This is a genomic window from Proteus sp. PR00208 (assembly GCF_016238545.1).
In the GTDB taxonomy this organism is placed as follows: domain Bacteria; phylum Pseudomonadota; class Gammaproteobacteria; order Enterobacterales; family Enterobacteriaceae; genus Proteus.
Genome location: NZ_JAEHQE010000015.1, coordinates 21,576 through 45,509 on the forward strand (window position 1 = coordinate 21,576; position 23,934 = coordinate 45,509).

The window sequence follows — 23,934 nt, forward strand, 5'->3', positions numbered from 1 at the left end:
ATCCTATATTTGGAACAGGTAGAAAATAACTTTCTACCTGTATGAGCTGACTTAATTACTGTTTAGCGCGTTCTTCTAACATTGCAACAGCAGGAAGTTTTTTACCTTCAACGAATTCTAAGAAAGCACCACCACCGGTTGAAATGTAAGAGATTTTGTCTGCGATATCAAATAAATCAATAGCAGCCAGCGTATCACCACCACCTGCGATAGAGAATGCTTCACTATCTGCGATTGCATTAGCAATGATTTCTGTACCTTTGCGGAAGTTAGGGAATTCAAACACACCGACTGGACCATTCCACAGGATAGTTTTCGCGTTTTTCAGGATCTCAGCTAAACGTTCTGCTGTCACATCACCGATATCCAGCACTTGTTCATCATCTTTGATGTCACTTGCTGATTTTAAAACAGCTTCAGCAGTTTCAGAGAACTCAGTTGCAACACGAACATCACTTGGTACTGGAATATCACATTTTTCCATCAGTTTTTTAGCATCATCAACAAGGTCTGCTTCATATAAAGAACGACCTACTGGATGGCCTTCTGCTGCGATAAAGGTATTTGCGATACCACCACCAACGATTAATTGGTCAGCAATTTTTGATAAAGAATCTAATACAGTCAGTTTAGTTGAAACTTTAGAACCACCAACAATCGCAACCATTGGGCGAGCAGGTTTATCTAATGCTTTACCTAATGCTTCAAGCTCTGCTGATAACAGAGGACCCGCGCAAGCAACTTGTGCAAATTTAGCAACACCATGAGTTGATGCTTGAGCACGGTGAGCGGTACCAAATGCATCCATGACGAAAACATCACATAATGCAGCGTATTGCTTAGACAGAGTTTCGTCGTCTTTCTTTTCGCCTTTGTTAAAACGAACGTTTTCAAGAACAACTAATTCACCTGCATTGACTTCAACACCATTTAAATAGTCTTTAGCAAGGCTAACTGGTGCAGTTAATTTATCTTTCAGATAGTCAACAACTGGTTTTAAAGAGAACTCTTCGTTGTACTCACCTTCAGTAGGACGACCTAAGTGAGAAGTTACCATCACTTTAGCGCCTTGTTTTAACGCGGCTTCAATTGTTGGTAAAGAAGCACGGATACGCGCATCTGAAGTCACTTTACCATCTTTAACTGGAACGTTCAGGTCAGCACGGATAAGAACTCGTTTACCCGCTAGGTCTAAATCGGTCATCTTAATTACAGACATGATGAATCCTCTCATTGATTCTCTAAAATTTAGTAATCTTCTGTTCAGTGCCTTGTATTATTACGCGACACCGTCATTAAAACATGATTATTTAAAACCAGTTGCAGCCATTGCTAACGTTGTATCAAGCATTCTGTTAGCAAAGCCCCATTCATTATCACACCAGACTAAAGTCTTGATCAGGTGTTGCCCACTGACTCTTGTTTGTGTGCCATCAACGATTGCACTATGAGGGTCGTGGTTAAAATCAGTTGAGACTAATGGCAATTCTGTGTAATCCACTATACCACGAAATGCGCCAGTTGCTGATTTTTGAATTAACCGATTGACATCTAACACATTTACAGCAGTTTTTACAGTGACACTTAAATCAATTGCCGTCACATTAATTGTAGGAACTCGTACAGAAATTGCCTCAAAATGATCCTTAAATTTCGGGAAAATTCGAGTAATTCCTGCCGCCAATTTCGTATCAACAGGAATAATAGATTGTCCTGCTGCACGAGTACGGCGTAAATCCTTATGGTATGCATCAATCACAGGTTGATCGTTCATGGCTGCATGGATTGTTGTTACTGTTCCTGACTCTATATTAAACGCGTCATCCATCATTTTAATGATGGGAATAATGCAATTTGTTGTACAAGATGCGTTTGAAACAATTCGGTGCTCTTTTTTAAGTTCGTGTTGATTCACACCAAAAACGACAGTTGCATCTAAATCCGTTGTACCGGGATGAGAAAAAAGTACTTTCTTTGCGCCTTGTGCAATATGCGCTTCGCCATCAGCTCGTGAGCCGTAAGCACCACTACAATCAAGTACAACATCAATACCAAGTTCACCCCAAGGTAAATCAGTAATATCAGCGTGATGAAATAAACGAATAGTATCATCACCCACTTGCAATAAATCGTTATTAATTCGTACATCCCAAGCAAAACGTCCGTGGCTGGAGTCATACTTGAGAAGATGCCCAATACCTTGTGCATCAGCCAATTCATTTATTGCAATAACTGTTATTTCAGCTCGTTTACCTGATTCATAAAGCGCTCTTAACACATTACGCCCTATACGACCAAAACCGTTAATAGCGACTCTGATTGTCATGTGACTTCCTTGATAACTAGTGATTTGCAACCGCTTAGAATAATAGAGCAAGATACTAATCAACAACGATAAATCAAGTAAATCTAGAAATTGTGCAGTCACCGACATTTTAGGATTAACTGAAACGGTTCAGCTTACTGATAATCAGATTACGAGAAATGAGAGAAGATCGCAATAGTAAACAAAGATGGAAGGATAAAAAAAGAGCACATCTGAGAAATTCTTCCCAAAAATGTGCTCTTGTTAACATTTATTGATTATTTAAGTAAAGATTTTGCCTGTGTAACCACATTTTCAACAGTAAAACCAAACTCTTCAAATAACTCGTTTGCAGGTGCAGATTCACCGAAGCTACGCATACCTACAATCGCGCCATCTAAACCAACATACTTGAACCAGTAGTCTGCAATACCTGCTTCGATAGCAACACGCGCTTTCACTGATGCTGGTAATACTGCTTCACGGTAATCTGCATCTTGTTTATCAAATGCATCTGTTGCTGGCATAGAAACAACACGTACTTTACGGCCTTCAGCTGTCAGTTGTTCATAAGCGCTAACCGCTAATTCAACTTCAGAACCTGTTGCAATAAAGATTAATTCTGGAGTACCAACGCAATCTTTCAGGATGTAACCACCCTTCTCGATATTTGCCAGTTGCTCTGGAGTACGTGGTTGTTGTGCAAGGTTTTGACGAGAGAAGATCAGAGCTGTTGGACCATCTTTACGATCAATTGCATATTTCCATGCAACAGCTGATTCAACTTGGTCACATGGACGCCATGTGCTCACGTTTGGAGTTACACGCAGGCTTGCCATTTGCTCAACAGGTTGGTGAGTTGGACCATCTTCACCCAGACCGATAGAGTCATGAGTATAAACAAAGATACTGCGGATCTTCATCAGTGCAGCCATACGTACAGCATTACGTGCATATTCCATAAACATCAGGAAGGTAGCACCGTAAGGAACAAAACCGCCATGTAGTGCAATACCGTTCATGATTGCAGACATACCGAATTCACGTACACCGTAATGGATGTAGTTACCCGCTTTGTCTTCGTTCAGCGCTTTAGAACCAGACCACATAGTCAGGTTACTTGGTGCTAAGTCCGCAGAACCGCCCATGAATTCTGGTAATACTTTACCGAATGCTTCTAATGCATTTTGAGACGCTTTACGGCTTGCAATGCTTGAAGGGTTTTGTTGCAGATTTTCAATAAATGCTTTGGAATCTTTTTCCCAGTTTGCTGGTAATTCACCAGAAACACGGCGTTTGAATTCAGCCGCTAATTCAGGGAATTGTGCTGCGTATGCAGCAAATTTAGCATCCCATGCAGCTTCTTTTGCTTTACCCGCTTCTTTCGCATCCCACTCTTTATAAATTTCTTGTGGAATTTCGAATGCGCCGTATTCCCAGCCTAACGCTTTACGTGTTTCAGCGATTTCTGCATCACCTAATGGGGAACCGTGAGAATCAGCAGTACCAGCTTTATGAGGAGAACCAAAACCGATAGTGGTTTTACAAATCAGCAGTGAAGGTTTGTCAGTGATTTGTTTTGCTGCTTCAACAGCTGCTTTAATGCTTGCTGCATCGTGGCCATCAATACCACTGATTACATGCCAGCCATAAGCGTCGAAACGTTCTGCTGTGTTATCAGTAAACCAACCATGCACTTGACCATCAATAGAGATGCCATTGTCATCATAGAATGCAATCAGTTTACCTAATTGTAATGTTCCCGCTAAAGAACACGCTTCGTGGGAGATACCTTCCATCATACAACCATCACCCATAAAGGCGTAGGTGTAATGGTCAACAATGTCATGACCAGGACGGTTAAATTGAGCCGCTAATGTACGTTCTGCAATAGCAAAACCCACTGCGTTTGCAATACCTTGACCTAAAGGACCCGTTGTTGTTTCAACACCTGGGGTATAACCATATTCTGGGTGACCTGGTGTTTTAGAATGCAATTGACGGAAGTTTTTCAGATCATCTAAAGAAACTTCATAACCAGACAGGTGCAGTAAGCTGTAAATCAGCATTGAAGCATGACCATTAGATAAAACGAAGCGGTCACGATCAGCCCAGTTAGGGTTAGTTGGGTTATGATTTAAAAAATCACGCCATAATACTTCTGCAATATCAGCCATACCCATAGGGGCGCCAGGGTGTCCTGATTTCGCTTTTTGCACAGCATCCATACTTAAAAAACGGATCGCATTAGCAAGGGTTTTACGAGTGGTCATTTTCTACTCCAAGTCGGATAAAAAGCATCTAGATAGCTGATTCTCTCAATGCGGGCAAAAAACCGCAATATAAAAAATCCACAAAGGTGGCTATCGTAATTAGCATAAAGCAATAATTCTTTGATTTGCACAGCATTTTTTACAATCAAAGCGGAAAATAACATTACACCACCGCATTGTTGCGCAACAAAAAGCAAAAGAGACAATAATTTGCGCAATTGAGAAGCGTGCTATTAAACCCTAGCTTGATATGACTAATCAAGATAAAATTTCATTGCTGAATTATCCATCAAATCAAATAAATACCGTATTTGTGTTAATTATAGCCTAATAACTGACTGGACTTGTTATCAGGAAGTAGAATTATACAAATTTTAAAAAGATAAAAAGCAGATAATTCACTGATTCAGTAATAAAAATCCTATTTACATCATATATAAATAAAAGGAAAACATCGCGTAACACAGTTGTTACCCCTTTTATAAAAATAACTTATTTATATATTCTACTTATTTTTAATTAATTTTAGATAAGTAATATTCTAAGTGTAATTCCTTAAAATCTTCTTTTCTGACAAAAAAATGCAAATCAATAATTGATTTCAATAATAGAAAAAATTTTAAATTATCTCTTCTACAAAAAGCTTTTAATTTCAAAATTTCATTTGGATTGTTTTTCAAAATATAATAATTATAATTCATGATGATCATTTTAGACACAAAGACATTGAGTGCTGATTGATCTTTACTTAAGAAACTGGCTAATATTTTAAATATTTTATCCGTATCATTTTTATACGCTTTGATAAATTTCTCAGGTGATAGATAAATTAAACATTGATCTTCTAGTGTAAAAACAAAGTTTTCATCTTTCTCTAGAAGAAAATTAACGATCTCTATTTGTTGTTTTTTAATTATATTAAAATCATCATGATGTTTTTCATTACTGTATTTTAATACAAGATCATAAGTTGCATTAATTAGCTCGTCAGCTTTTATTACTTCATCACTAGAATAACGAAAGTAGAGTTTATTATCTTTAACAATAAAATAATGATAATAAAAATCAGCAAATCCCATATCATAGAATAAATAATTAATAAGTTCGGTCTTATAGGTATTCTCTTTTTCTTTACCTAAAAAAGAAAGATCGGATTTTAATTGCGAAACAATATAGCTTGAAAATAAATTTTTATTATAAAAATTTTCATTTCTATTTATAGATAATAAATTAGGTAATATTCTCAGAAAAGAAAAAAATTGATAATAATTTTGATCATAAGGTTCATCACTAATAATCTCATCTATTTTTTTTGAATTAAAAAGCTCATTCCACCACGAAAGATAAAGAGCTGATTTATTTTTTAGTTTTACTGAAATAATTTCATCCAATTCCCCCTCCCAAGGCTGTAAAAATAAAATACCATGTTCAAAAGAAAGCGCTCTTGGATTAAATAATTTTCTTAATTTATATTGATAAATTTTAGTGATATCCATTTCTCTACGTCCTTACGTTATTATAAAACCTTAAAAAAACCAGAAAATTTAAATAGTTATTACTTTATTATGGTAGATCCCTATTGGCCAATATCCTTGATAGTAGATATTAACAATATTTTCCCAGTTGTCTCCAAGGGAAAAGTATTTTTCTGATAAGTATTGCCGAAATGCGTAACTAATCGCATTTTTAGCTGCAATATTGAAATCATGGGCATCATATTGAAATGGAGTACACGGGATATTTTTCACGCTATCCATCACACAACGCGTTATCTTTATACGTTGTTCTATTAATGCCTTAGGTAGGGTTTGCTTTGTATAAAAAGGATCATCTTGAGTTGGTGAGGTAGGTAACCATATAAAATCTAACTCAGAGAGCAATAAACTCTCCAGACCTGAAAATAAAATCACATTATCAGCCTGTAAATCCGCTTTTCCCATATTAGAAAAAAAAGCGGAGCTCTCTATTTTGTGTCGTACTTCGTCAAAAAAAATCATGATTAATCGGCTCAATAAACTCAACATCAATTCTATCAACAGTCACAGTAATATACTGATTTTCAAAATATGTGTAATGATAAAAAAGATCATCTTCAAAGACTAAATTAGCAACAATCAATTTGTTATCGAACAACATTCCAGTAAGTTGGTAAGAAAACGTATTTTCTATTAAACAAATTCCATTACTTTCCTTAAAATAAAAATATTAATGAGCCGTTATAAATTCGATATTCAGACTATGTAACGAACAAAGATCAACAAATTTTTGGGAAATAACTAATCAACCGATTTTTCATCCCTTTTACATCAATAAGTGCGCCTTATGTATTAGCAATAAAACCAAACTTATAAAATGTCATTATTTCTCCTTAGGATCAGTACCAACGTCCCATAGGTGAATTCTCTCTCAGATTTTTATCAATCAATTCTGGTGTGATAATATTTTGTTCAATAACAGGAAGCATAATTTCATCTAGAATTTCGCGATCAATATGACAACCTGTATTATGAAATATAAGGGTTAGCGCTTTATCAATTAATGCTTGCTCATCATATTTTTTTATTTCAAGAATAAATTGATCAATCGCTTGTTTTATCTCTTTATTTTTACTGTATTCGGCTTGTTCCGTTTCGAATTCTTGATAATAAAAGTTATCGAGTTCTTTGGATAGCGTATTTAAACGTAAACGAAATTCCTGCTTCATAAATGAATCCTAAATATACCTAAGAGTATGATTTGATGTCTTTTATCAATAGCAAACCATCCTTATAAATAAAGATAAGAAATAGCATGATTAAGACAGATAAGCAAAGTGCTTTAGTTTGATAAAAGGAACAGTTTGATAGGCTATAAACGCAAAAACCCCAGCATAAATGCTGGGGTTTGGAATGTTGGCGGAACGGACGGGACTCGAACCCGCGACCCCCTGCGTGACAGGCAGGTATTCTAACCAACTGAACTACCGCTCCGCGTATCCTTTCGGACGAGGTGAATATTACGAATCTCTTGCCTTGTCGTCAACTGTTTTTCTAACAAAAAGATGCATTTGGATAATTTTTAATCTCAACTTACTCTTTGTGCTTTTTTTATATTCAAACAGTTTCATCATTTGGTGCAGGACGCCATAAACAATGCCCGCCTTTCTTCTCAACTAAATCTAATCGAGACTCATGCTCAGCAAGTTCATCTGCGGTTGCTCTTATTATTCTTAATCCTGAAACTGGGCGCTCGATACGCTGAATATCATTTTGCTCTTGCTCGTTACTTGATTCGCCTTCCATTGAAAATGCCAATGCTGTTTGTCCACCGGTCATAGCCAAGTAAACATCAGAAAGTATTTCAGCATCCAATAACGCGCCGTGAAGAGTACGTTTAGAGTTATCTATTAAGTATCTATCACATAAAGCATCAAGATTATTTCGTTTACCAGGAAATAATGCCCTTGCCATTGCAAGGCTATCGGTAATTTGGCAGAACGTTTCAGTAGGCGGAATATCACGATTAAGCTTTCTAAACTCATAATCCATAAAGCCGATATCGAACGATGCATTATGAATGATCAGCTCTGCGCCACGAATATATTCTAAAAACTCATCGGCAATATCAGCAAAAGAAGGACAATCCTCTAAAAATTCATCACTAATACCGTGAACTTCAAACGCTTCAGGATCAACTAATCTTTCAGGCTTAATATAAACATGGAAATTTCGCCCTGTTAGTCGACGATTGATAACCTCTACGGCACCAATTTCAATGATATTATGACCTTCATAATGAACGCCCAGCTTATTCATACCGGTGGTTTCGGTATCAAGTACAATTTGTCGTGTGATTGGAGTGCTCATAATCCGTTTTTATGTCAGACTTAGGGTTAGTTTTTCGTATTAATCAAAAAGGATAAGTCGCCTTTATGCACAAGCAGGTAGAAATATTCACCGATGGTTCATGCTTAGGCAACCCAGGCCCTGGTGGTTATGGCGCTATTTTACGCTATCAACAACATGAAAAAACCCTAAGTGAAGGTTTTTTTATGACCACCAATAACCGAATGGAACTTCTTGCCGCTATCGTAGCATTAGAAACATTAAAATTCCCTTGTAAAATTACACTGACAACAGATAGCCAATATGTCAGACAAGGTATCACGCAGTGGATCCATAGCTGGAAAAAGCGCCAATGGCGCAAAGCAGACAAAAGCCCTGTGCTTAATGTCGATTTATGGAAACGCTTAGATAGTGCTATTACTCGTCATGAAATTGAATGGCATTGGGTAAAAGGCCATGCAGGTCATGATGAAAATGAACGTTGTGATGAATTAGCAAAAACGGCGGCTCAATCACCTACACAAGAAGATACTGGCTATATTGAAAGCCAGAAAGATAAAACACAATGAATCATATTTTATAGCTCTGAGTGATTGCGTGTAGCACCTAATACTCGACCTTTTACACTCATGCGTGGCAATGCAAATTTCAATGCAGTGGGTGTTAAAGGAAGCGTTCTTTTACGAGCAATAATTAAATTTAAACAGCCACCGGCGTGATAGCGGCTACCATCACGTTTTATTGGTCTTGAACATGGCATAATCTGGAAATTCTGTTGTGTCATCACTTCGTAATTTAGCACACTAAGCCAATCAATTTGGCGTCGAAGTGAAAACATACGACTTGAATAAGGCTGTTTTTGTCGTAAAACAGGCGTGCATTTACCCAGTCCTAATAAACTAATAGGGTTAAAGCTCGTTAATACTATCCAGCCATCATCAATTAAAACACGATCAGCTTCTCTTAATAGCCAATGAGGATCTGCACTATAATCAAGTACATGAGCCATAAGGCAAACATCAACCGATTTATTTTCAAAGGGTAGATAATTTAAAGACGCGATAACATCCGCATTTATTGCATTTGATGTCACATTGACTTGATGTGAAACGATACTTAATTTGGTATCCAACTCGGCACTGAGTTGACCGAGTTTTAGCAAATGAAAGCCATACATTTTCGGCCACCAGTTTTGTAAACGCAATTCAATCGCCATGCGATAATATTCCCCCCAAGGAATATCACGCCAAGAATCCGGCATTGTAATTGGTTTTACTGAACGCGCTGCTTTCATTGTTTACCCCTTTATATTTTATAAGTAAGGTAACTTATATGGAGCTTATCAGAATTCCTGCTTTATCCGATAACTACATTTGGCTATTAAGTAATGAAAATAGTGAATGTGTGATTGTGGATCCGTCACAAGCAAAACCTGTTATTGAAATGCTCTCTCAACGCTCACTAATACCTATCGCGATTTTATTAACCCACCATCATGATGATCATGTTGGTGGAGTTGCTGAACTTGTAAAAAAATATCCTAACATTGACGTTTTTGGCCCACAAGAAACACAAAATAAAGGTGCCGAAAATATTATTCATAATCAAGAGCGTATTATTGTTGGCTCTTTCACTTTTAATGTAATTGGCACACCAGGTCATACATTAGGTCATGTTGCTTATTATTGTGAACCATATTTATTTTGTGGCGATACACTTTTTTCTGGTGGTTGTGGTCGTTTATTCGAAGGTACCGCACAACAAATGTTTAGTTCATTACAAAGATTGAGTGCTTTACCTGATAACACATTAATTTGTTGTGCTCATGAATACACCCTATCAAACATGGTCTTTGCACATCATATCATGCCAGAAAATGCACTTATTACCGATTATTTAGCCCAAGTTAGTGAAATGCGTAAAAATTTGCAACCTACTGTGCCAATAACACTAAAAAACGAAAAGAATATTAATCTTTTTTTGAAATCTGACGATATTGATTTACAAAGGATTTTAGGTATAACCCCTAATACTTACGCGCCAATTAAGACATTTACAAAATTAAGAGAATTAAAAGACAACTTTTAATTTCTATTGGTTGTTTTATTTTGGCACACTAAGTATTATTTGGTTCAAAAAACACACAGGATGAATTTTTCTATTATGAAGACAAAAGCGATTTTGTTCTCCATATTGCTCTTGGCGGGTTGCCAGCAATCGGAGAACATTAAACCTAATTTGTCTGCGATCACACCAACATCAACGAAAGGGACTTCAACTTCTCACCAACCTCAATATGATGTAAAAACCAATTTATGGGGTTATGTGGTAAGTGAATTGAAAATGGATCTCCCTGAAAATGAAAGGATCTCGCAGCAAGAATTATATTTTTTAAATAATCCCAAACATATACAGAGTGTTGCTTCTCGTGCTGAACCTTATATGTATTCGATTATTGATGAAATTGAAAAGCGTGAATTACCGATGGAACTTGCACTTGTTCCTGTCGTTGAAAGTGCGTTTAATCCCCATGTTACCTCTTCTGCAAATGCCGCAGGTTTATGGCAATTTGTACCAATAACCGGTAATTACTATGGTTTGGCACAAAACCAATGGTATGACGGTCGTCGTGATGTTATGGCATCAACTAAAGCTGCCCTTGATTTACTTGAGCGCCTTTATGTGATGTTTGATAGTGATTGGGCACTTGCCCTTGCTGCTTATAACGCAGGTGAAGGCCGTGTTATGCAAGCAATAAAGGCAAATGAAAGTAAGAATTTACCAACAGACTATTGGTCGCTTTCTTTACCCAAAGAAACTATGAATTATGTTCCTAAAATTCTAGCATTGAGCAAAGTTATTCGTGAAAACGAAGAAACCATTACTTTTCCAAAAAGTAACTACCGAGATAAAGCGTTAGCCTCATTTGATGTCGGCGAGCAAATCACGTTAAATAAAGTCGCTGAATTAAGTCAGTTACCTATTAATACAGTAAAAGATTATAACCCCGGCTATAAGCGTGGAATAACCGCACCGAATGGCCCTCATGTCATTATGTTGCCTCGCAATAAGCTTGACCAATTCCGTAACGCTTTTGAAGATGAAGCTGTATTAGAAACTATTCGCTTGGCTGTTGCCAAAACGAATCAATCTATTAAGCAAGAAGGCGTTTATAAGGTTCGTTCAGGAGATTCGTTTTACGCTATTGCTCGTCGCTACAATATGAGTGTAAAAGACTTACAGCGTATTAATGGATTGAATGCAAAGAGCACATTACTGGTTGGTCAAACATTAAAAATTCATAATGCAGGTAGTGTCAGTAATACCACGACAACGAAACCAACAAAACCTTCACCAAGCTACTATAAAGTACGCCAAGGTGACTCTTATTACAGTATTGCCCGCCGTCACGGCATTAATCTTAAATTATTAATGAGTTGGAACGCCGACATTAAGATGTTAAAACCGGGTACACAACTCACGCTTTATACTAAATAATTAATATCGTCTCTGTTTTATGCTTCTTTAAAAGCCATCGATATGTTTAATACCTTACAGGTGATAAATGTCGATGGCTTTTTTATTACCAATAAAAAAGCGCCTGATATTAACTTATCAAGCGCCTTGTTTTTTTAACTCTACCTGATTAATTCAGCGTATTCACTTACAGCCAGAAGAACCAAGCAAACAGAGAGATAACAAAGATACACACTAAGTTTAGTACACCACCAACACGTACCATTTCAGTTTGTTTAATGTAACCTGAACCAAAGACAATCGCATTTGGTGGGGTTGCAACAGGCAACATAAATGCACAAGATGCACCGATACCGATAATCATTGTTAACGCCATTACAGGCATGCCTAATGCTTGTGCTACTGTTGCAAAGATTGGCACTAACAATGCGGCACTTGCTGTGTTACTGGTAAATTCAGTTAATACGATGATAAAGGTGGTCACGGCAAGAATAATCACAAACCAATGGCTATTACCGAAAGTATCTTTCATAAAGTCAGCCATAACAAGGCTTGCACCAGAAGACTGTAAAATTGCGCTCAGCGTTAAACCACCACCAAACAGCATTAATACGCCCCACTCTGTGTTTTCTTGTATTTGACTCCAACTTGCGACACCAGTTACACCAATAACAATGGCCGCGCTCACAGCAATAACTGTATCTAAATCTTTTACACCACCAAAAGCACTGCTGATGAAAGAGCTGAAGATCCAGCAAAATACGGTAACTAAGAAGATAATCATGGTGATAACACGTTTGTTATTCCACTCTAACACTTCTAGTTTTAAGTCAAATTTGTGTTTTAAGTTAGGACGTAGCATCAGGTACATCACAATAAACATGATAGGCAATAGCACCAACATGATTGGAATACCGTACTTCATCCATGTAATAAAATCTAAGTTCAGTTGAGCTGCGGCAATCGCATTTGGTGGGCTACCAACCAACGTACCTAAACCACCAATACTGGCACTATAAGCCACACCTAATAATACGAATACAAAAGTATTACGCTCTGAACGAATATCTAAGTTAGATAAAATACCTAAGACTAAAGGGAGCATCATTGCTGCTGTTGCAGTGTTACTTATCCACATGGAGAGTAATGCAGTAACGCCAAATAACAGTAATACCGCGACTGAAAGTTTACCTTTTGCAATCATTAGTAAGCGGTTAGCAATTAAGCGATCTAACCCTTGAATATGAAGTGCTGTCGCTAAAGCAAATCCACCAAAGAACAAGAAAATGATAGGGTTAGCAAATGATTTTAATGACTCATTGGTATTCATTAGCCCAAGTACAACGGCTAAAATAGGAATGAATAATGCCGTGATCGTTACATGAATAGCTTCAGTTAGCCATAGTACCCCTACAAATACCATTAATGCTAGGCCAGCATTAGCCTTTGGATCATAAGGTAAAAACTCTAACAATAGCAGTAGCAAAACAACATCTATTGCTAGAATAATTAACCCTCTCTTATTTATCGGGCTTGATTTTGCCGATGGGGCTAAATTGGACGCGTCCATGATAATACTCCACATTAACTGATGTGAACATTAGGTTCACTAAGCTTGAATTGTTAACGAAATAGGTTATATGTGAAATATAAAAACATTTCGCACCATTGAAAATGCGCAAAAGCGATAATTGGGATCTCATCCACGAGAATTAACCAATTTATTAATAAAAGAGTAATAATTGAACACTATTATCTCTTATGCATCACACTTTTTGATCGTTTAAAGGCAGCGGTAATTTTATTTTTTTTATATTTAGGCAAAAAAAATGGGTAAACATCAGGTTTACCCATTTAGAATCAATTAGATTTTCTAATCAAATAAGCGATTATGCTTGGCCTTTAACTTCTTTCAGACCGTTGAAAGGCGCTTTATTACCTAATGCTTCTTCGATACGGATCAGTTGGTTGTATTTAGCAACACGGTCAGAACGGCTCATTGAACCCGTTTTGATTTGGCCTGCTGCTGTACCCACTGCTAAGTCAGCGATAGTTGCATCTTCAGTTTCACCAGAACGGTGAGAGATAACTGCTGTGTAGCCAGCATCTTTCGCCATTTTGATTGCTGCTAAAGTTTCTGTCAGTGAACCGATTTGGTTGAATTTGATCAGAATTGAGTTAGCGATGCCTTTATCGATACCTTCTTTCAGGATCTTAGTGTTAGTTACAAACAGGTCGTCACCAACCAGTTGGATTTTGTCACCAAGAACTTTAGTTTGGTATGCGAAACCATCCCAGTCAGATTCGTTTAAACCATCTTCGATAGAAACGATTGGGTATTGTTTAGTCAGTTCTTCTAAGTAATGAGTGAACTCTTGTGAAGTGAAGGTTTTACCTTCGCCTTTCAGTTCGTAGTTACCAGTTTCATTGTTGTAGAACTCAGAAGCTGCACAGTCCATAGCCAGAGTAACGTCTTTACCTAAAACGTAACCCGCTTTCTCAACTGCTTCTTTGATAGCAGCTAATGCAGCAGCGTTAGATTCTAAGTTTGGTGCATAACCACCTTCGTCACCCACTGCAGTGTTCATACCTTTTGCTTTCAGCACTTTAGCTAAGTGATGGAAGATTTCTGAACCCATACGCACAGCTTCTTTCAGAGTCGGTGCGCCAACTGGTTGGATCATGAATTCTTGGATATCAACGTTGTTATCTGCGTGCTCACCACCATTGATGATGTTCATCATTGGCAGAGGCATAGAATATTGACCGTGAGTACCGTTCAGATCAGAAATGTGCTCGTACAAAGGCATACCTTTTGCAGCAGCAGCCGCTTTTGCGTTTGCTAAAGAAACCGCTAGGATTGCGTTTGCACCAAAGTTTGATTTGTTTTCAGTACCGTCTAAATCGATCATGATTTTATCGATGTTAGCTTGGTCTTTTGCATCCTGGCCAAGGATCGCTTTAGCGATTGGACCATTAACAGCAGCAACCGCTTTCAGAACACCTTTACCTAAGAAACGTGATTTATCACCATCACGTAATTCTAAAGCTTCGCGAGAACCTGTTGATGCGCCTGATGGAGCAGCCGCCATACCAACAAAACCACCTTCTAAGTGAACTTCTGCTTCAACTGTTGGGTTGCCACGAGAATCAATAATTTCACGACCAAGTACTTTAACGATTTTGGACATTCGGTTTTCCTCTGTACAAGTTAAATTTCCGAGAAGAGATACCCTATCTCTTCTCATATATCCTATTTCAGCAGACCTTTTTGGTTATCAAAGGCTGCTTTCACAAAGCCTGCAAATAACGGATGGCCGTCACGCGGCGTTGAGGTAAACTCTGGGTGGAACTGACAAGCAACAAACCAAGGGTGGTTTGGATTTTCAATAATTTCCACCAGCTTGTTATCTACTGAACGACCTGCGATACGTAAACCCGCATCTTCGATACGTTTTAATAGCAGATTATTCACTTCATAACGGTGACGATGGCGTTCTGTAATGGTGTTTTTGCCATACAGAGTACGTACTAAGCTATCACCACTTAAATGGCAAGGCTGAGCACCAAGGCGCATCGTGCCACCTAAATCACTGTCTTCTGAACGCACTTCGACATTACCGTCTTCATCACGCCATTCTGTGATTAACGCAATGACTGGATATTTACAATCTGGTGCAAATTCAGTGGAGTTCGCATCTGCCATATTGGCAACATTACGAGCAAACTCAATCATAGCAACCTGCATACCTAAGCAAATGCCCAAGTAAGGGATTTTATTTTCACGGGCAAATTGAGCGGCCATAATTTTGCCTTCAACGCCACGTTCACCAAAACCGCCTGGTACTAAGATTGCATCTAACCCTTTAAGCATATCAGCGCCACGGGTTTCAACATCTTGTGCATCAATCAATTTGATATTTACTGCAACACGGCTTTTGAAACCGCCATGTTTTAACGCTTCAATCACTGATTTATAGGCGTCTGGTAATTCGACATATTTACCCACCATACCAATGGTCACTTCGCCTTCAGGATTAGCTTCTTCGTAAATAACTTGTTCCCACTCTGCAAGATTTGCAACAGGGCAATCTAAGCTGAATCGTTTACAGATATAATCATCTAATCCCTGTGATTTCAATAGTGCAGGGATTTTATAAATGGAATCGACGTCTTTTAATGAAATAACCGCTTTTTCTGGCACATTACAGAACAGTGCAATTTTGGCACGTTCGTTTGCAGGAATAACGCGGTCTGAACGGCAAATCAACGCATCAGGCTGGATACCGATCGACAGTAACTCTTTTACAGAATGCTGAGTTGGTTTGGTTTTCACTTCACCAGAAGCGGCTAAATAAGGCACCAAAGTTAAATGCAAGTAGAATGTGTGCTCACGACCCACTTCTGCTGCCATTTGGCGAATCGCTTCTAAGAATGGTAAAGATTCGATATCACCAACTGTCCCGCCGACTTCAACTAAAACGACATCATGACCTTCACCGCCACGGATGATACGTTCTTTGATTTCATTAGTGATATGAGGAATAACTTGAATTGTAGCCCCAAGATAGTCACCACGACGCTCTTTGCGTAATACTTCAGAGTATACGCGACCTGTCGTGAAGTTATTACGACGAGTCATTTTCGTGCGAATAAAGCGCTCATAGTGTCCTAAGTCGAGATCAGTTTCAGCACCATCGTCAGTGACGAAGACTTCCCCGTGCTGAATTGGGCTCATAGTACCTGGATCGACGTTGATATACGGATCCAACTTCATCATGGTGACATTGAGTCCACGGGCTTCGAGTATAGCCGCCAGAGAGGCTGCGGCAATGCCTTTACCCAGAGAGGATACGACCCCGCCGGTCACAAAAATATAATTCGTTTTCATGCTGAACCTGAAAGTTTAGGTGTATTAGGATGATGGATATAACTGGACGGGAACACAGTATACCCGAACCTTATTTTCGCTACAAACATTCTTAGTAGTATAAAGTTCTTTTTCATCACGCCACTTATCCGTTTAAACACGAAAAAACAGTAAAAATTCAATTAACTAAACCCGTGAAAATATTTCTCAAGCATTTTAGCTTAATCCTTTCAGCTAAGATATCACTTTTAAACAAGAGATGCTTTATTTTTTTCACGATATTAAGTGTAGCAGGTTTATAGCGAGATCTTTTGCTTATGATCATGCTTTTAATTTTTTTGAGGTTAATCACATTTTTAATGCAATAAAATGTAACTGCGAGATTTTAAATTACCCAAAAACAAAAAAACGAAATTACCTTTTATAATTTCGCTTTTTAAATATTTTTATAAAAATAGCTGAAAAAACGAGATGTTATAGACTATTTTTATCGCACTTTATGTCACGTTGACGTTAATTTGCGTGTCACAATTCACTCAACCTGTTGTCTTTTTGCTTTCTGCCAACAGATCTCCATCTCTTCCAATGAGGCATTTTCTATGCCTATACCTTCTTCTGAGAGCATTTTTTCAACAAAACGAAAGCGTTGTTCGAATTTTCGACAAGCTCGATTTAATGCTTGCTCCGGTTTCTGTTTTAAATGGCGCGATAAATTCACCACAGAAAACAGTAAGTCACCCAGTTCATCTTCAACTCGAGAAGCATCTTGAGGCTCTTTTTTCACTTCAGCCATCACTTCATCAATTTCTTCATAAACTTTACCTAAAACAGGCTCTAGTTCATTCCAATCGAAACCCACTGAAGCACAACGCTTTTGAATTTTTTCTGCTTTCATTAAGGCAGGCAAAGCAGCAGGAATATCGTCTAACAGAGAAAATTGATCTTTGGCTTCACGCTCTTGGGCTTTGAGTTTTTCCCAACGATGCTTTTCTGTAGCTAAATTATTGTCACTTTCAGATGCAAAAATATGAGGGTGGCGACGTTCTAATTTATTGCTAATGGCTTCGCAGACATCATTAAAATCAAATAAATTTTGCTCTTGTGCCATTCGTGAATAAAAAACAACTTGATAAAGCAAATCACCCAACTCTTCTTTTAAATCAGAAAAATCTTTACGAGCAATAGCATCTAACACTTCATAGGTTTCTTCTAATGTATAAGGTGCGATAGTGTCAAAAGTCTGCACTTTATCCCATTCACATCCAGTATTAGGATCACGTAGCTGCGCCATAATTTCTAATAAACGAAAGATTTCACGATTTTCTGACATCATATTGCCTTTTAAATAAGAGTTAGCTTTATTCTACCTAACACGTTTTTAGATAAAAAAATGCCGAGAACAGTAGTCTCGGCATCTTATCATTTCAAGCTCAAGATCTTAAAAATAACTTTTTTGAAAGAATAATGACATTTTAAATTGAACTATGAATTTGTTATTTACAAATATACTCCTCGCTATAAATCTACTTTTCAACACCATATAAATACGTCATTTTTATCAAAGGATTAATAAAATGAGTGAAAATATAATTCAATTTAGTTCATTAACTGTAACGCCACATAGTGCTTATATTCCAGAATATGCTTTCAATAATAATTTTTCATTTAATCAAGCTACAAATATAATTTGCAATGCTTTTATGCAGAATAAAAACCAAGAATGCCCTGTTTGTGGAAGAAAAAATTGCGCACAATTTAAAAATGAATGTAAATCTTATTTAAAACAAAAAACTGAATTAGCATTAAAAAAAGCATTAAGAATGCGACCTTATGGCCGTGCTTTAATGCATAGATCAAACGAGTTTAATGAAAGCTCTCCATTACTATTATTGAATATGGAAGAAAATAATATTCCATTAAATAATGAAAATATAGGTCGTATATTTGAAGCAGACCTGAATCTAAGTAGAATGTTTTACCAAAAAATGAACTATATAAATGGTTTTCTTTTTGATATTCATTTTAGTCCTCATCCAGACCCTATGTTACAAAATATAGGTGAAAAATTTGGGGAATATTCCCGCTGGTTACCCTCAGTTAGATTAGCTTTACATGCCTTATATGCAGATAAAGGTGCAGACAATATAAATAATTTCCCTGAGATGCAAAAATATATCAGAGAACAAAACTTTAAATCAGCATGCCAAAATTTCCACAAGAATATGACGTTTACACATCGCAATTTCCAAATTGCTGATATTTTAGCTCAACAAGCAAATAAAAAAGAACAAACAAACGATGAATTTAATCTGTTGCATGATTCAGTAAAGTTTACGGCTGATTTTTATAAAGAAGTGTTTAATGCTTATGGTGATAAAGCAAGGAAATTAGCGGAGTCTTTAGCACAACAAACCAGAGGAAAAACTATACGTAACGTTGATGATGCACTAAAAGCTTACGAAAAATACAAAGCGGATATTAATAGAAGAATTAATGCCAAAGATCGTAAAGCTATTGCAACTGCATTGGAATCGGTCAAAATCGATGATATTGCCAAAAACCTTAAACATTTTAGTAAAGGTATGGCCTACACTACTTACGCCATTAACTTTGCAGATTGGGTTACTGAATTATATAAAGCAATCCAAACCGATAATTGGCGTCCTTTTTTTGTAAAAACAGAAACGATTATGGTAGGAATGGCGGCTACATCTGTAGCTGGATTTACTTTTAGTGTACTTCTAGGTGGCCCCATAGGGATATTAGGCTATGGATTAATCATGGCTGGTGTTAGTGCATTAATAAATGATGATTTAGTAGAAAGCGCCAATAAATTAATTGGAATTTGATTCTATTAAATAAGTGGCTACTTATTTAATAAGTGGTCCCTTATTAACACAACTATAATATAAATAATTGTAATTGGGATCGTAAATAAAAAAATGACACCATGATATATCGCTAACCCTCCCATTTTTCCTGGTGTATCCATAAACAATCCCCGATTCCAAAATTCTCTTGTCGTAAATTTAAGAAAGAAACTCTCAACGGCCCATTTAGATACAGGGAAAAATATAGTTCCATAAACATTAATAATTAAATAAATAGTTTTATATCTAAACTCATCATTCCAACAAAGATATAAAAAACACAAGCCAATAAACCATCCCCAACACATATTATTAATATAGTATTTTTTAGTTATCTTCATCGTTATCCGTTAGATCCCTTTTATTTAAAACCATATTTATTTTAAATAAACCCTAGCAATTAAATTACTAACTAAATATACAGATTTTCTGATTTTTAGATAAAAAAATGCCGAGAACAGTAGTCTCGGCATCTTATCATTTTAATATTTTAGTGAGAAAAGCGTTTCGCCTCTATCACATCAGGCAACTGATTAAGTTTTGCCAATATACGACCTAATACTTGGAGATTATAAATCTCAATATTCATATCGATTGTCGCAATTTGTTGCTTCACATCGCTACGACTACTCACACCAAGTACGTTTACTTTTTCATTGGCTAAAATTGTCGTGATATCGCGTAATAATCCACTACGATCATTCGCTACAACACGTACTACCAATGAATAACCGCTGGAGTAATTTTCGCCCCATACCGCATCAACAATACGCTCTGGTGCATGAGAAAGTAATTCAGCCAGTTGCTCACAGTCAGCACGGTGAATCGAAATACCACGACCTTTAGTAATAAAACCGACAATATTGTCACCCGGAATAGGCTGGCAACAACGTGCAATATGGTGCATTAAGTTACCCACACCTTCGACAACAATACTTCCACCCGAACCAGTGGTTCTTGGTGCTGGCGTTTTGTTTTCGAGTGTCCGCAGTGCTTCTTTATCTTCATCTTCTGCTGTGGCTTTATTCAATCGACTTTGAATAAAGTTTACCAACTGATTGATTCGAATATCACCGACACCAATACCTGCTAATACTTCATCAACACTATGAACGTTATAACGTGCGATCAGCAGTTTTTCTGCTTCTTTCATGTTGATATCCATATGCGCCAATTCGTTATCTAAGATCTGACGCCCCGCAAGAATATTTTTATCGCGATCTTGCTTACGGAACCAATTGTGAATTTTCGCACGTCCTCGGCTTGTCGTGACATAACCTAAGTTAGGATTTAACCAATCTCGGCTTGGATTTGGGTGTTTTTGCGTAATAACTTCAATTTGGTCACCCATCTGTAATTGATAGCTAAATGGCACAATACGCCCGCCAATTTTTGCTCCAATACAACGGTGCCCCACATCACTGTGAATATGATATGCAAAATCAAGCGGTGTAGAACCCGCAGGTAAATCAACCACATCACCTTTTGGCGTAAACACATAAACCCTGTCATCAAAGACTTGGCTACGAACTTCATCCAGCATTTCGCCAGAATCCGCCATCTCTTCTTGCCATGCAATCAGTTTACGTAACCATGCAATGCGGTTTTCATAGCTGCCTGTACCACCTTTCGTCGCAGCGCCTGTTGCACCTTCTTTATATTTCCAGTGCGCAGCCACACCCAATTCAGCATCTTCATGCATTTGTCGAGTACGAATTTGAATTTCAACCGTTTTACCTTCAGGCCCTAAAACAACGGTATGAATAGATTGGTAACCATTTGGCTTTGGATTTGCAACGTAATCATCAAATTCATCGGGTAAATGGCGGAAATGAGTATGCACAATACCTAATGCGGCATAACAATCTTGAAGACGTTCTACGACTATACGCACCGCTCTCACATCAAACAGCTCATCAAATGCAAGATTCTTTTTCTTCATTTTGCGCCAGATACTATAGATATGTTTGGGACGACCATAAATATCTACATCAACATTCTCTTCTTTCATATAACCGCGTACTGTACTGACAAAATTATCAATATACTGTTCGCGGTCGATACGACGCTCATGAAGCAAGCTGGCTATTTTCTTGTATTCATCAGGATGAAGATAACGGAAACAGAAATCTTCTAATTCCCATTTTAATTGTCCAATACCCAATCGGTTGGCTAATGGTGCATAAATATTAAAACACTCTTTTGCAGCCAGTACGCGCTCATCTTCTGTGGCATCTTTCACTTCTCGTAAATGGGCTATACGCTCTGAAAGTTTGATGACCACACAACGGAAATCTTCCACCATAGACAACAACATACGGCGAACATTATCCACCTGAACAGAACTTGTTTCATTGGTATGCGTTGCTTTTAACTGGCGTATGGCGTCCATTTCCATTACACCACGAACTAAGCTCCAAATCGCATCACCAAAATGTTCAGTAACGATTTCCTGATCAATAAGATTTTCTTCAGCAAGTGGGAAAAGAAGCGCTGCCCTCATGCTGTCTTTGTCCATGCTTAATGTCGAAAGAAGCTCAACCATTTCAACACCACGCCACAATAGCAGTTCGGCATCTTCATGCCCTTGAACAGTACGATGGCAGTATTCCCAGGTTTGCATGATTTCACTACCCGCATTGACATGGGTTAAGTTCAAGCTGTTGACCCATTTATCAACAGCAAACTCTCCTGCAGGTGTTAAGTGAGCACTTCTTACTGCAACCATATTCTCTCCCTACACGGTATAAATCTTATTTGCGACTTATTTACTGGCTAACTGTTTATTTTCGACTAAATTTATTTTCGACTAAACAGTGCCATTGATTCCAGATGACCCGTTTGTGGAAACATATCCAACATTTTTAAACCAGTAAGCTGATATCCAGAATCTAATAATATCTTACTATCTCTGGCTAACGTGGTCGGATTACAGGAGACATACACGATTTTTTCTGCGGATAACTTCACAATATGTGACATTACCTCCAAAGCCCCTGCTCTTGCAGGATCTAACAATACTTTGTTAAACCCTTCTTTCGACCACGGCATCGCAGAAAAATCAGACGATAAATCTGCATGCCAAAAATACGCATTACCTAATTGGTTTAGTTCTGCATTTTTTTTCGCCATTTCAACCAGTGCGGGTACACCTTCTATACCCACCACTTCACTGACGCGTTTTGCAATAGGCAAAGTAAAATTCCCCATACCACAAAACAGATCTAACACGCGATCTTCTGGCGATAAATCAAGCCACTCAATGGCCTGAGCAACCATCTTAGGATTTATTTCATCATTCACTTGAATAAAATCAGTGGGTGCAAAACGTAAATTAAGACCTTCTATTTGATAGAAGGGTTCCTTCTCAATTGAAGTTAATCGTGCTATCTCGCTATTATCACCTGCAAGATACATCGTAACTTGATGAGTTTGAGAGAAATCACTCAAACTCTGTTTATCACTCTCAGGCAATGGCGATAAATGGCGTAAAATAACCAGCGGCCCATTATCAGCGAGTACCATTTCAACATGCCCTAAATCACGTACTGATGTTAAATTTTTAAGGCATGTCCAAAGAGGAGACAATAAATCATTTAGCTGTGGCTTTAATACTGGGCATTTTTTTATCATGACCAAATCATTAGAGCGCTCTTGGCGAAAACCCATCACCAACCCTTTTTCTGGTTGATAACGTAATCCCAATCTTGCTCTACGGCGATAGCCATATTCGGCTCCCGCAATCACAGGCTCGGCTGAAATAATTACACCCGTTTCACGCTTAATAAGGTGCGATAACACACCTGCTTTTGTTGTACGTTGTAGCGCAATAGGTACATGCTGCTGCTGACAACCACCACAACGCTCATAATATTCACAATGAGGCGCTATACGCTGTTCGCTGGTAGTCAAACGCTTAATAACCTCGCCTTTAGCAAACTGGCGCTTTTCTTCTGTTAAACGAATACGAGCAGTTTCTTGTGGGAGTAATCCTTTTACAAAAATCGTTTTGCCCTCAGCATGAGCAATACCTTGACCATTTGCATCCAATGCACTGGCGGTCACTTCCAGAGTTGTTGCCTGTTTTTTCACAGGACGTTTTTTAGGGGAATAAAACTGCACCATAGTATTAAATTAAGTATCAATGACGGATTAACAGTGAAATGACATCGTTTTAGAATACGCTGTATGTTTTTCAGCGTTACATGAATGACTATGCATTTCAGAAGAAAACATGGGGAGAGTATAACATCGAACAAGTTATTTACTTAACTGATATAAGCAATATTTTTGTTAAATTGAGAAAACTTTTAAT

General features: G+C 37.6%; 19 protein-coding genes and 1 tRNA gene. 4 read left to right on the forward strand and 16 right to left on the reverse strand.

Annotated features, from left to right (window positions below; all coding sequences use genetic code 11):
* Positions 1-55: 55 nt before the first annotated feature.
* The 8 genes from pgk to dnaQ all read right to left on the reverse strand — a co-directional run bounded on the left by pgk (position 56) and on the right by dnaQ (position 8,423).
* Complete coding sequence (gene pgk, locus JEP36_RS11360; protein ID WP_099074324.1) at positions 56-1,219, reverse strand: phosphoglycerate kinase; 1,164 nt, start codon at positions 1,217-1,219, stop codon at positions 56-58.
* Positions 1,220-1,306: 87 nt separating this feature from the next.
* On the reverse strand, positions 1,307-2,326 hold the full coding sequence (epd, locus tag JEP36_RS11365; RefSeq protein WP_098940985.1) for an erythrose-4-phosphate dehydrogenase: 1,020 nt from the start codon (positions 2,324-2,326) through the stop codon (positions 1,307-1,309).
* 257 nt (positions 2,327-2,583) lie between these two features.
* Complete coding sequence (gene tkt / locus JEP36_RS11370; protein ID WP_198619421.1) at positions 2,584-4,578, reverse strand: transketolase; 1,995 nt, start codon at positions 4,576-4,578, stop codon at positions 2,584-2,586.
* A gap of 515 nt (positions 4,579-5,093) precedes the next feature.
* Positions 5,094-6,074 carry a hypothetical protein gene (locus JEP36_RS11375; RefSeq protein ID WP_198619420.1) on the reverse strand — a complete coding sequence of 327 codons (981 nt, stop codon included), beginning with the start codon at positions 6,072-6,074 and terminating at the stop codon, positions 5,094-5,096.
* 48 nt (positions 6,075-6,122) lie between these two features.
* Complete coding sequence (locus JEP36_RS11380) at positions 6,123-6,575, reverse strand: hypothetical protein (protein ID WP_198619419.1); 453 nt, start codon at positions 6,573-6,575, stop codon at positions 6,123-6,125.
* A gap of 377 nt (positions 6,576-6,952) precedes the next feature.
* Entirely contained in the window at positions 6,953-7,282 is a 330-nt protein-coding gene (locus JEP36_RS11385; protein WP_198630209.1) for a hypothetical protein, read from the reverse strand.
* Between the two features lie 188 nt (positions 7,283-7,470).
* Positions 7,471-7,547 (reverse strand) — tRNA-Asp (locus JEP36_RS11390).
* Between the two features lie 123 nt (positions 7,548-7,670).
* On the reverse strand, positions 7,671-8,423 hold the full coding sequence (gene dnaQ / locus JEP36_RS11395; RefSeq protein WP_198630210.1) for a DNA polymerase III subunit epsilon: 753 nt from the start codon (positions 8,421-8,423) through the stop codon (positions 7,671-7,673).
* A 65-nt stretch (positions 8,424-8,488) separates the two neighbouring features.
* Here dnaQ and rnhA point away from each other — a divergent pair, with 65 nt between their 5' ends.
* A complete protein-coding gene (rnhA, locus tag JEP36_RS11400) occupies positions 8,489-8,971 on the forward strand; it encodes a ribonuclease HI (protein ID WP_023581088.1) in 483 nt (160 codons plus the stop codon).
* Positions 8,972-8,979: 8 nt separating this feature from the next.
* Here the strand turns inward: rnhA and JEP36_RS11405 are convergent, their stop codons facing one another.
* The gene (locus JEP36_RS11405) at positions 8,980-9,696 is read right to left on the reverse strand and encodes a methyltransferase domain-containing protein (protein ID WP_198619417.1); all 717 of its coding nucleotides are present in this window, start codon (positions 9,694-9,696) and stop codon (positions 8,980-8,982) included.
* A gap of 38 nt (positions 9,697-9,734) precedes the next feature.
* Between JEP36_RS11405 and gloB the strand changes: the two genes are divergently transcribed.
* Together gloB and mltD are read left to right on the forward strand one after the other, a co-directional pair.
* Positions 9,735-10,490, forward strand: coding sequence for a hydroxyacylglutathione hydrolase (gene gloB / locus JEP36_RS11410; RefSeq protein ID WP_198619416.1), 756 nt, complete (start codon positions 9,735-9,737; stop codon positions 10,488-10,490).
* A 75-nt stretch (positions 10,491-10,565) separates the two neighbouring features.
* Positions 10,566-11,900 (forward strand): murein transglycosylase D, encoded by a 1,335-nt coding sequence (gene mltD, locus JEP36_RS11415; protein WP_109371532.1) that lies wholly within the window; start codon positions 10,566-10,568, stop codon positions 11,898-11,900.
* Positions 11,901-12,066: 166 nt separating this feature from the next.
* Here mltD and JEP36_RS11420 read toward each other — a convergent pair whose 3' ends face one another.
* The 4 genes from JEP36_RS11420 to mazG form a co-directional block, all read right to left on the reverse strand.
* The gene (locus JEP36_RS11420; RefSeq protein WP_109371534.1) at positions 12,067-13,449 is read right to left on the reverse strand and encodes an SLC13 family permease; all 1,383 of its coding nucleotides are present in this window, start codon (positions 13,447-13,449) and stop codon (positions 12,067-12,069) included.
* Positions 13,450-13,768: 319 nt separating this feature from the next.
* Positions 13,769-15,070 carry a phosphopyruvate hydratase gene (gene eno, locus JEP36_RS11425; RefSeq protein WP_036911952.1) on the reverse strand — a complete coding sequence of 434 codons (1,302 nt, stop codon included), beginning with the start codon at positions 15,068-15,070 and terminating at the stop codon, positions 13,769-13,771.
* Between the two features lie 62 nt (positions 15,071-15,132).
* Positions 15,133-16,770, reverse strand: coding sequence for a glutamine hydrolyzing CTP synthase (gene pyrG, locus JEP36_RS11430; RefSeq protein WP_109371536.1), 1,638 nt, complete (start codon positions 16,768-16,770; stop codon positions 15,133-15,135).
* A gap of 511 nt (positions 16,771-17,281) precedes the next feature.
* Positions 17,282-18,079 carry a nucleoside triphosphate pyrophosphohydrolase gene (mazG, locus tag JEP36_RS11435; protein ID WP_196573510.1) on the reverse strand — a complete coding sequence of 266 codons (798 nt, stop codon included), beginning with the start codon at positions 18,077-18,079 and terminating at the stop codon, positions 17,282-17,284.
* Between the two features lie 244 nt (positions 18,080-18,323).
* Between mazG and JEP36_RS11440 the strand changes: the two genes are divergently transcribed.
* Complete coding sequence (locus JEP36_RS11440; RefSeq protein WP_232805447.1) at positions 18,324-19,598, forward strand: colicin-like pore-forming protein; 1,275 nt, start codon at positions 18,324-18,326, stop codon at positions 19,596-19,598.
* Positions 19,599-19,615: 17 nt separating this feature from the next.
* On the opposite strand, the gene JEP36_RS11445 is transcribed toward JEP36_RS11440, so the two are convergent.
* The 3 genes from JEP36_RS11445 to rlmD all read right to left on the reverse strand — a co-directional run bounded on the left by JEP36_RS11445 (position 19,616) and on the right by rlmD (position 23,744).
* Positions 19,616-19,960 (reverse strand): colicin E1 family microcin immunity protein, encoded by a 345-nt coding sequence (locus JEP36_RS11445; protein ID WP_198630211.1) that lies wholly within the window; start codon positions 19,958-19,960, stop codon positions 19,616-19,618.
* A 149-nt stretch (positions 19,961-20,109) separates the two neighbouring features.
* Positions 20,110-22,347, reverse strand: coding sequence for a GTP diphosphokinase (gene relA, locus JEP36_RS11450; protein WP_198626058.1), 2,238 nt, complete (start codon positions 22,345-22,347; stop codon positions 20,110-20,112).
* A gap of 71 nt (positions 22,348-22,418) precedes the next feature.
* Positions 22,419-23,744, reverse strand: a complete 1,326-nt coding sequence (gene rlmD / locus JEP36_RS11455; protein ID WP_198619414.1) for a 23S rRNA (uracil(1939)-C(5))-methyltransferase RlmD — start codon at positions 23,742-23,744, stop codon at positions 22,419-22,421.
* Positions 23,745-23,934 lie beyond the last annotated feature (190 nt).

Excerpts from the sequence above, each read along its gene's own strand:
- eno (WP_036911952.1), bottom strand. The coding sequence starts at position 15,070 with ATGTCCAAAATCGTTAAAGTACTTGGTCGTGAAATTATTGATTCTCGT.
- epd (WP_098940985.1), bottom strand. The coding sequence starts at position 2,326 with ATGACAATCAGAGTCGCTATTAACGGTTTTGGTCGTATAGGGCGTAAT.
- mltD (WP_109371532.1), top strand. The coding sequence starts at position 10,566 with ATGAAGACAAAAGCGATTTTGTTCTCCATATTGCTCTTGGCGGGTTGC.
- rnhA (WP_023581088.1), top strand. The coding sequence starts at position 8,489 with ATGCACAAGCAGGTAGAAATATTCACCGATGGTTCATGCTTAGGCAAC.
- dnaQ (WP_198630210.1), bottom strand. The coding sequence starts at position 8,423 with ATGAGCACTCCAATCACACGACAAATTGTACTTGATACCGAAACCACC.
- relA (WP_198626058.1), bottom strand. The coding sequence starts at position 22,347 with ATGGTTGCAGTAAGAAGTGCTCACTTAACACCTGCAGGAGAGTTTGCT.
- pyrG (WP_109371536.1), bottom strand. The coding sequence starts at position 16,770 with ATGAAAACGAATTATATTTTTGTGACCGGCGGGGTCGTATCCTCTCTG.
- JEP36_RS11405 (WP_198619417.1), bottom strand. The coding sequence starts at position 9,696 with ATGAAAGCAGCGCGTTCAGTAAAACCAATTACAATGCCGGATTCTTGG.
- rlmD (WP_198619414.1), bottom strand. The coding sequence starts at position 23,744 with ATGGTGCAGTTTTATTCCCCTAAAAAACGTCCTGTGAAAAAACAGGCA.
- JEP36_RS11420 (WP_109371534.1), bottom strand. The coding sequence starts at position 13,449 with ATGGACGCGTCCAATTTAGCCCCATCGGCAAAATCAAGCCCGATAAAT.
- JEP36_RS11445 (WP_198630211.1), bottom strand. The coding sequence starts at position 19,960 with ATGAAGATAACTAAAAAATACTATATTAATAATATGTGTTGGGGATGG.
- JEP36_RS11375 (WP_198619420.1), bottom strand. The coding sequence starts at position 6,074 with ATGGATATCACTAAAATTTATCAATATAAATTAAGAAAATTATTTAAT.
- pgk (WP_099074324.1), bottom strand. The coding sequence starts at position 1,219 with ATGTCTGTAATTAAGATGACCGATTTAGACCTAGCGGGTAAACGAGTT.
- JEP36_RS11380 (WP_198619419.1), bottom strand. The coding sequence starts at position 6,575 with ATGATTTTTTTTGACGAAGTACGACACAAAATAGAGAGCTCCGCTTTT.
- JEP36_RS11385 (WP_198630209.1), bottom strand. The coding sequence starts at position 7,282 with ATGAAGCAGGAATTTCGTTTACGTTTAAATACGCTATCCAAAGAACTC.
- mazG (WP_196573510.1), bottom strand. The coding sequence starts at position 18,079 with ATGTCAGAAAATCGTGAAATCTTTCGTTTATTAGAAATTATGGCGCAG.
- gloB (WP_198619416.1), top strand. The coding sequence starts at position 9,735 with ATGGAGCTTATCAGAATTCCTGCTTTATCCGATAACTACATTTGGCTA.
- tkt (WP_198619421.1), bottom strand. The coding sequence starts at position 4,578 with ATGACCACTCGTAAAACCCTTGCTAATGCGATCCGTTTTTTAAGTATG.
- JEP36_RS11440 (WP_232805447.1), top strand. The coding sequence starts at position 18,324 with ATGAGTGAAAATATAATTCAATTTAGTTCATTAACTGTAACGCCACAT.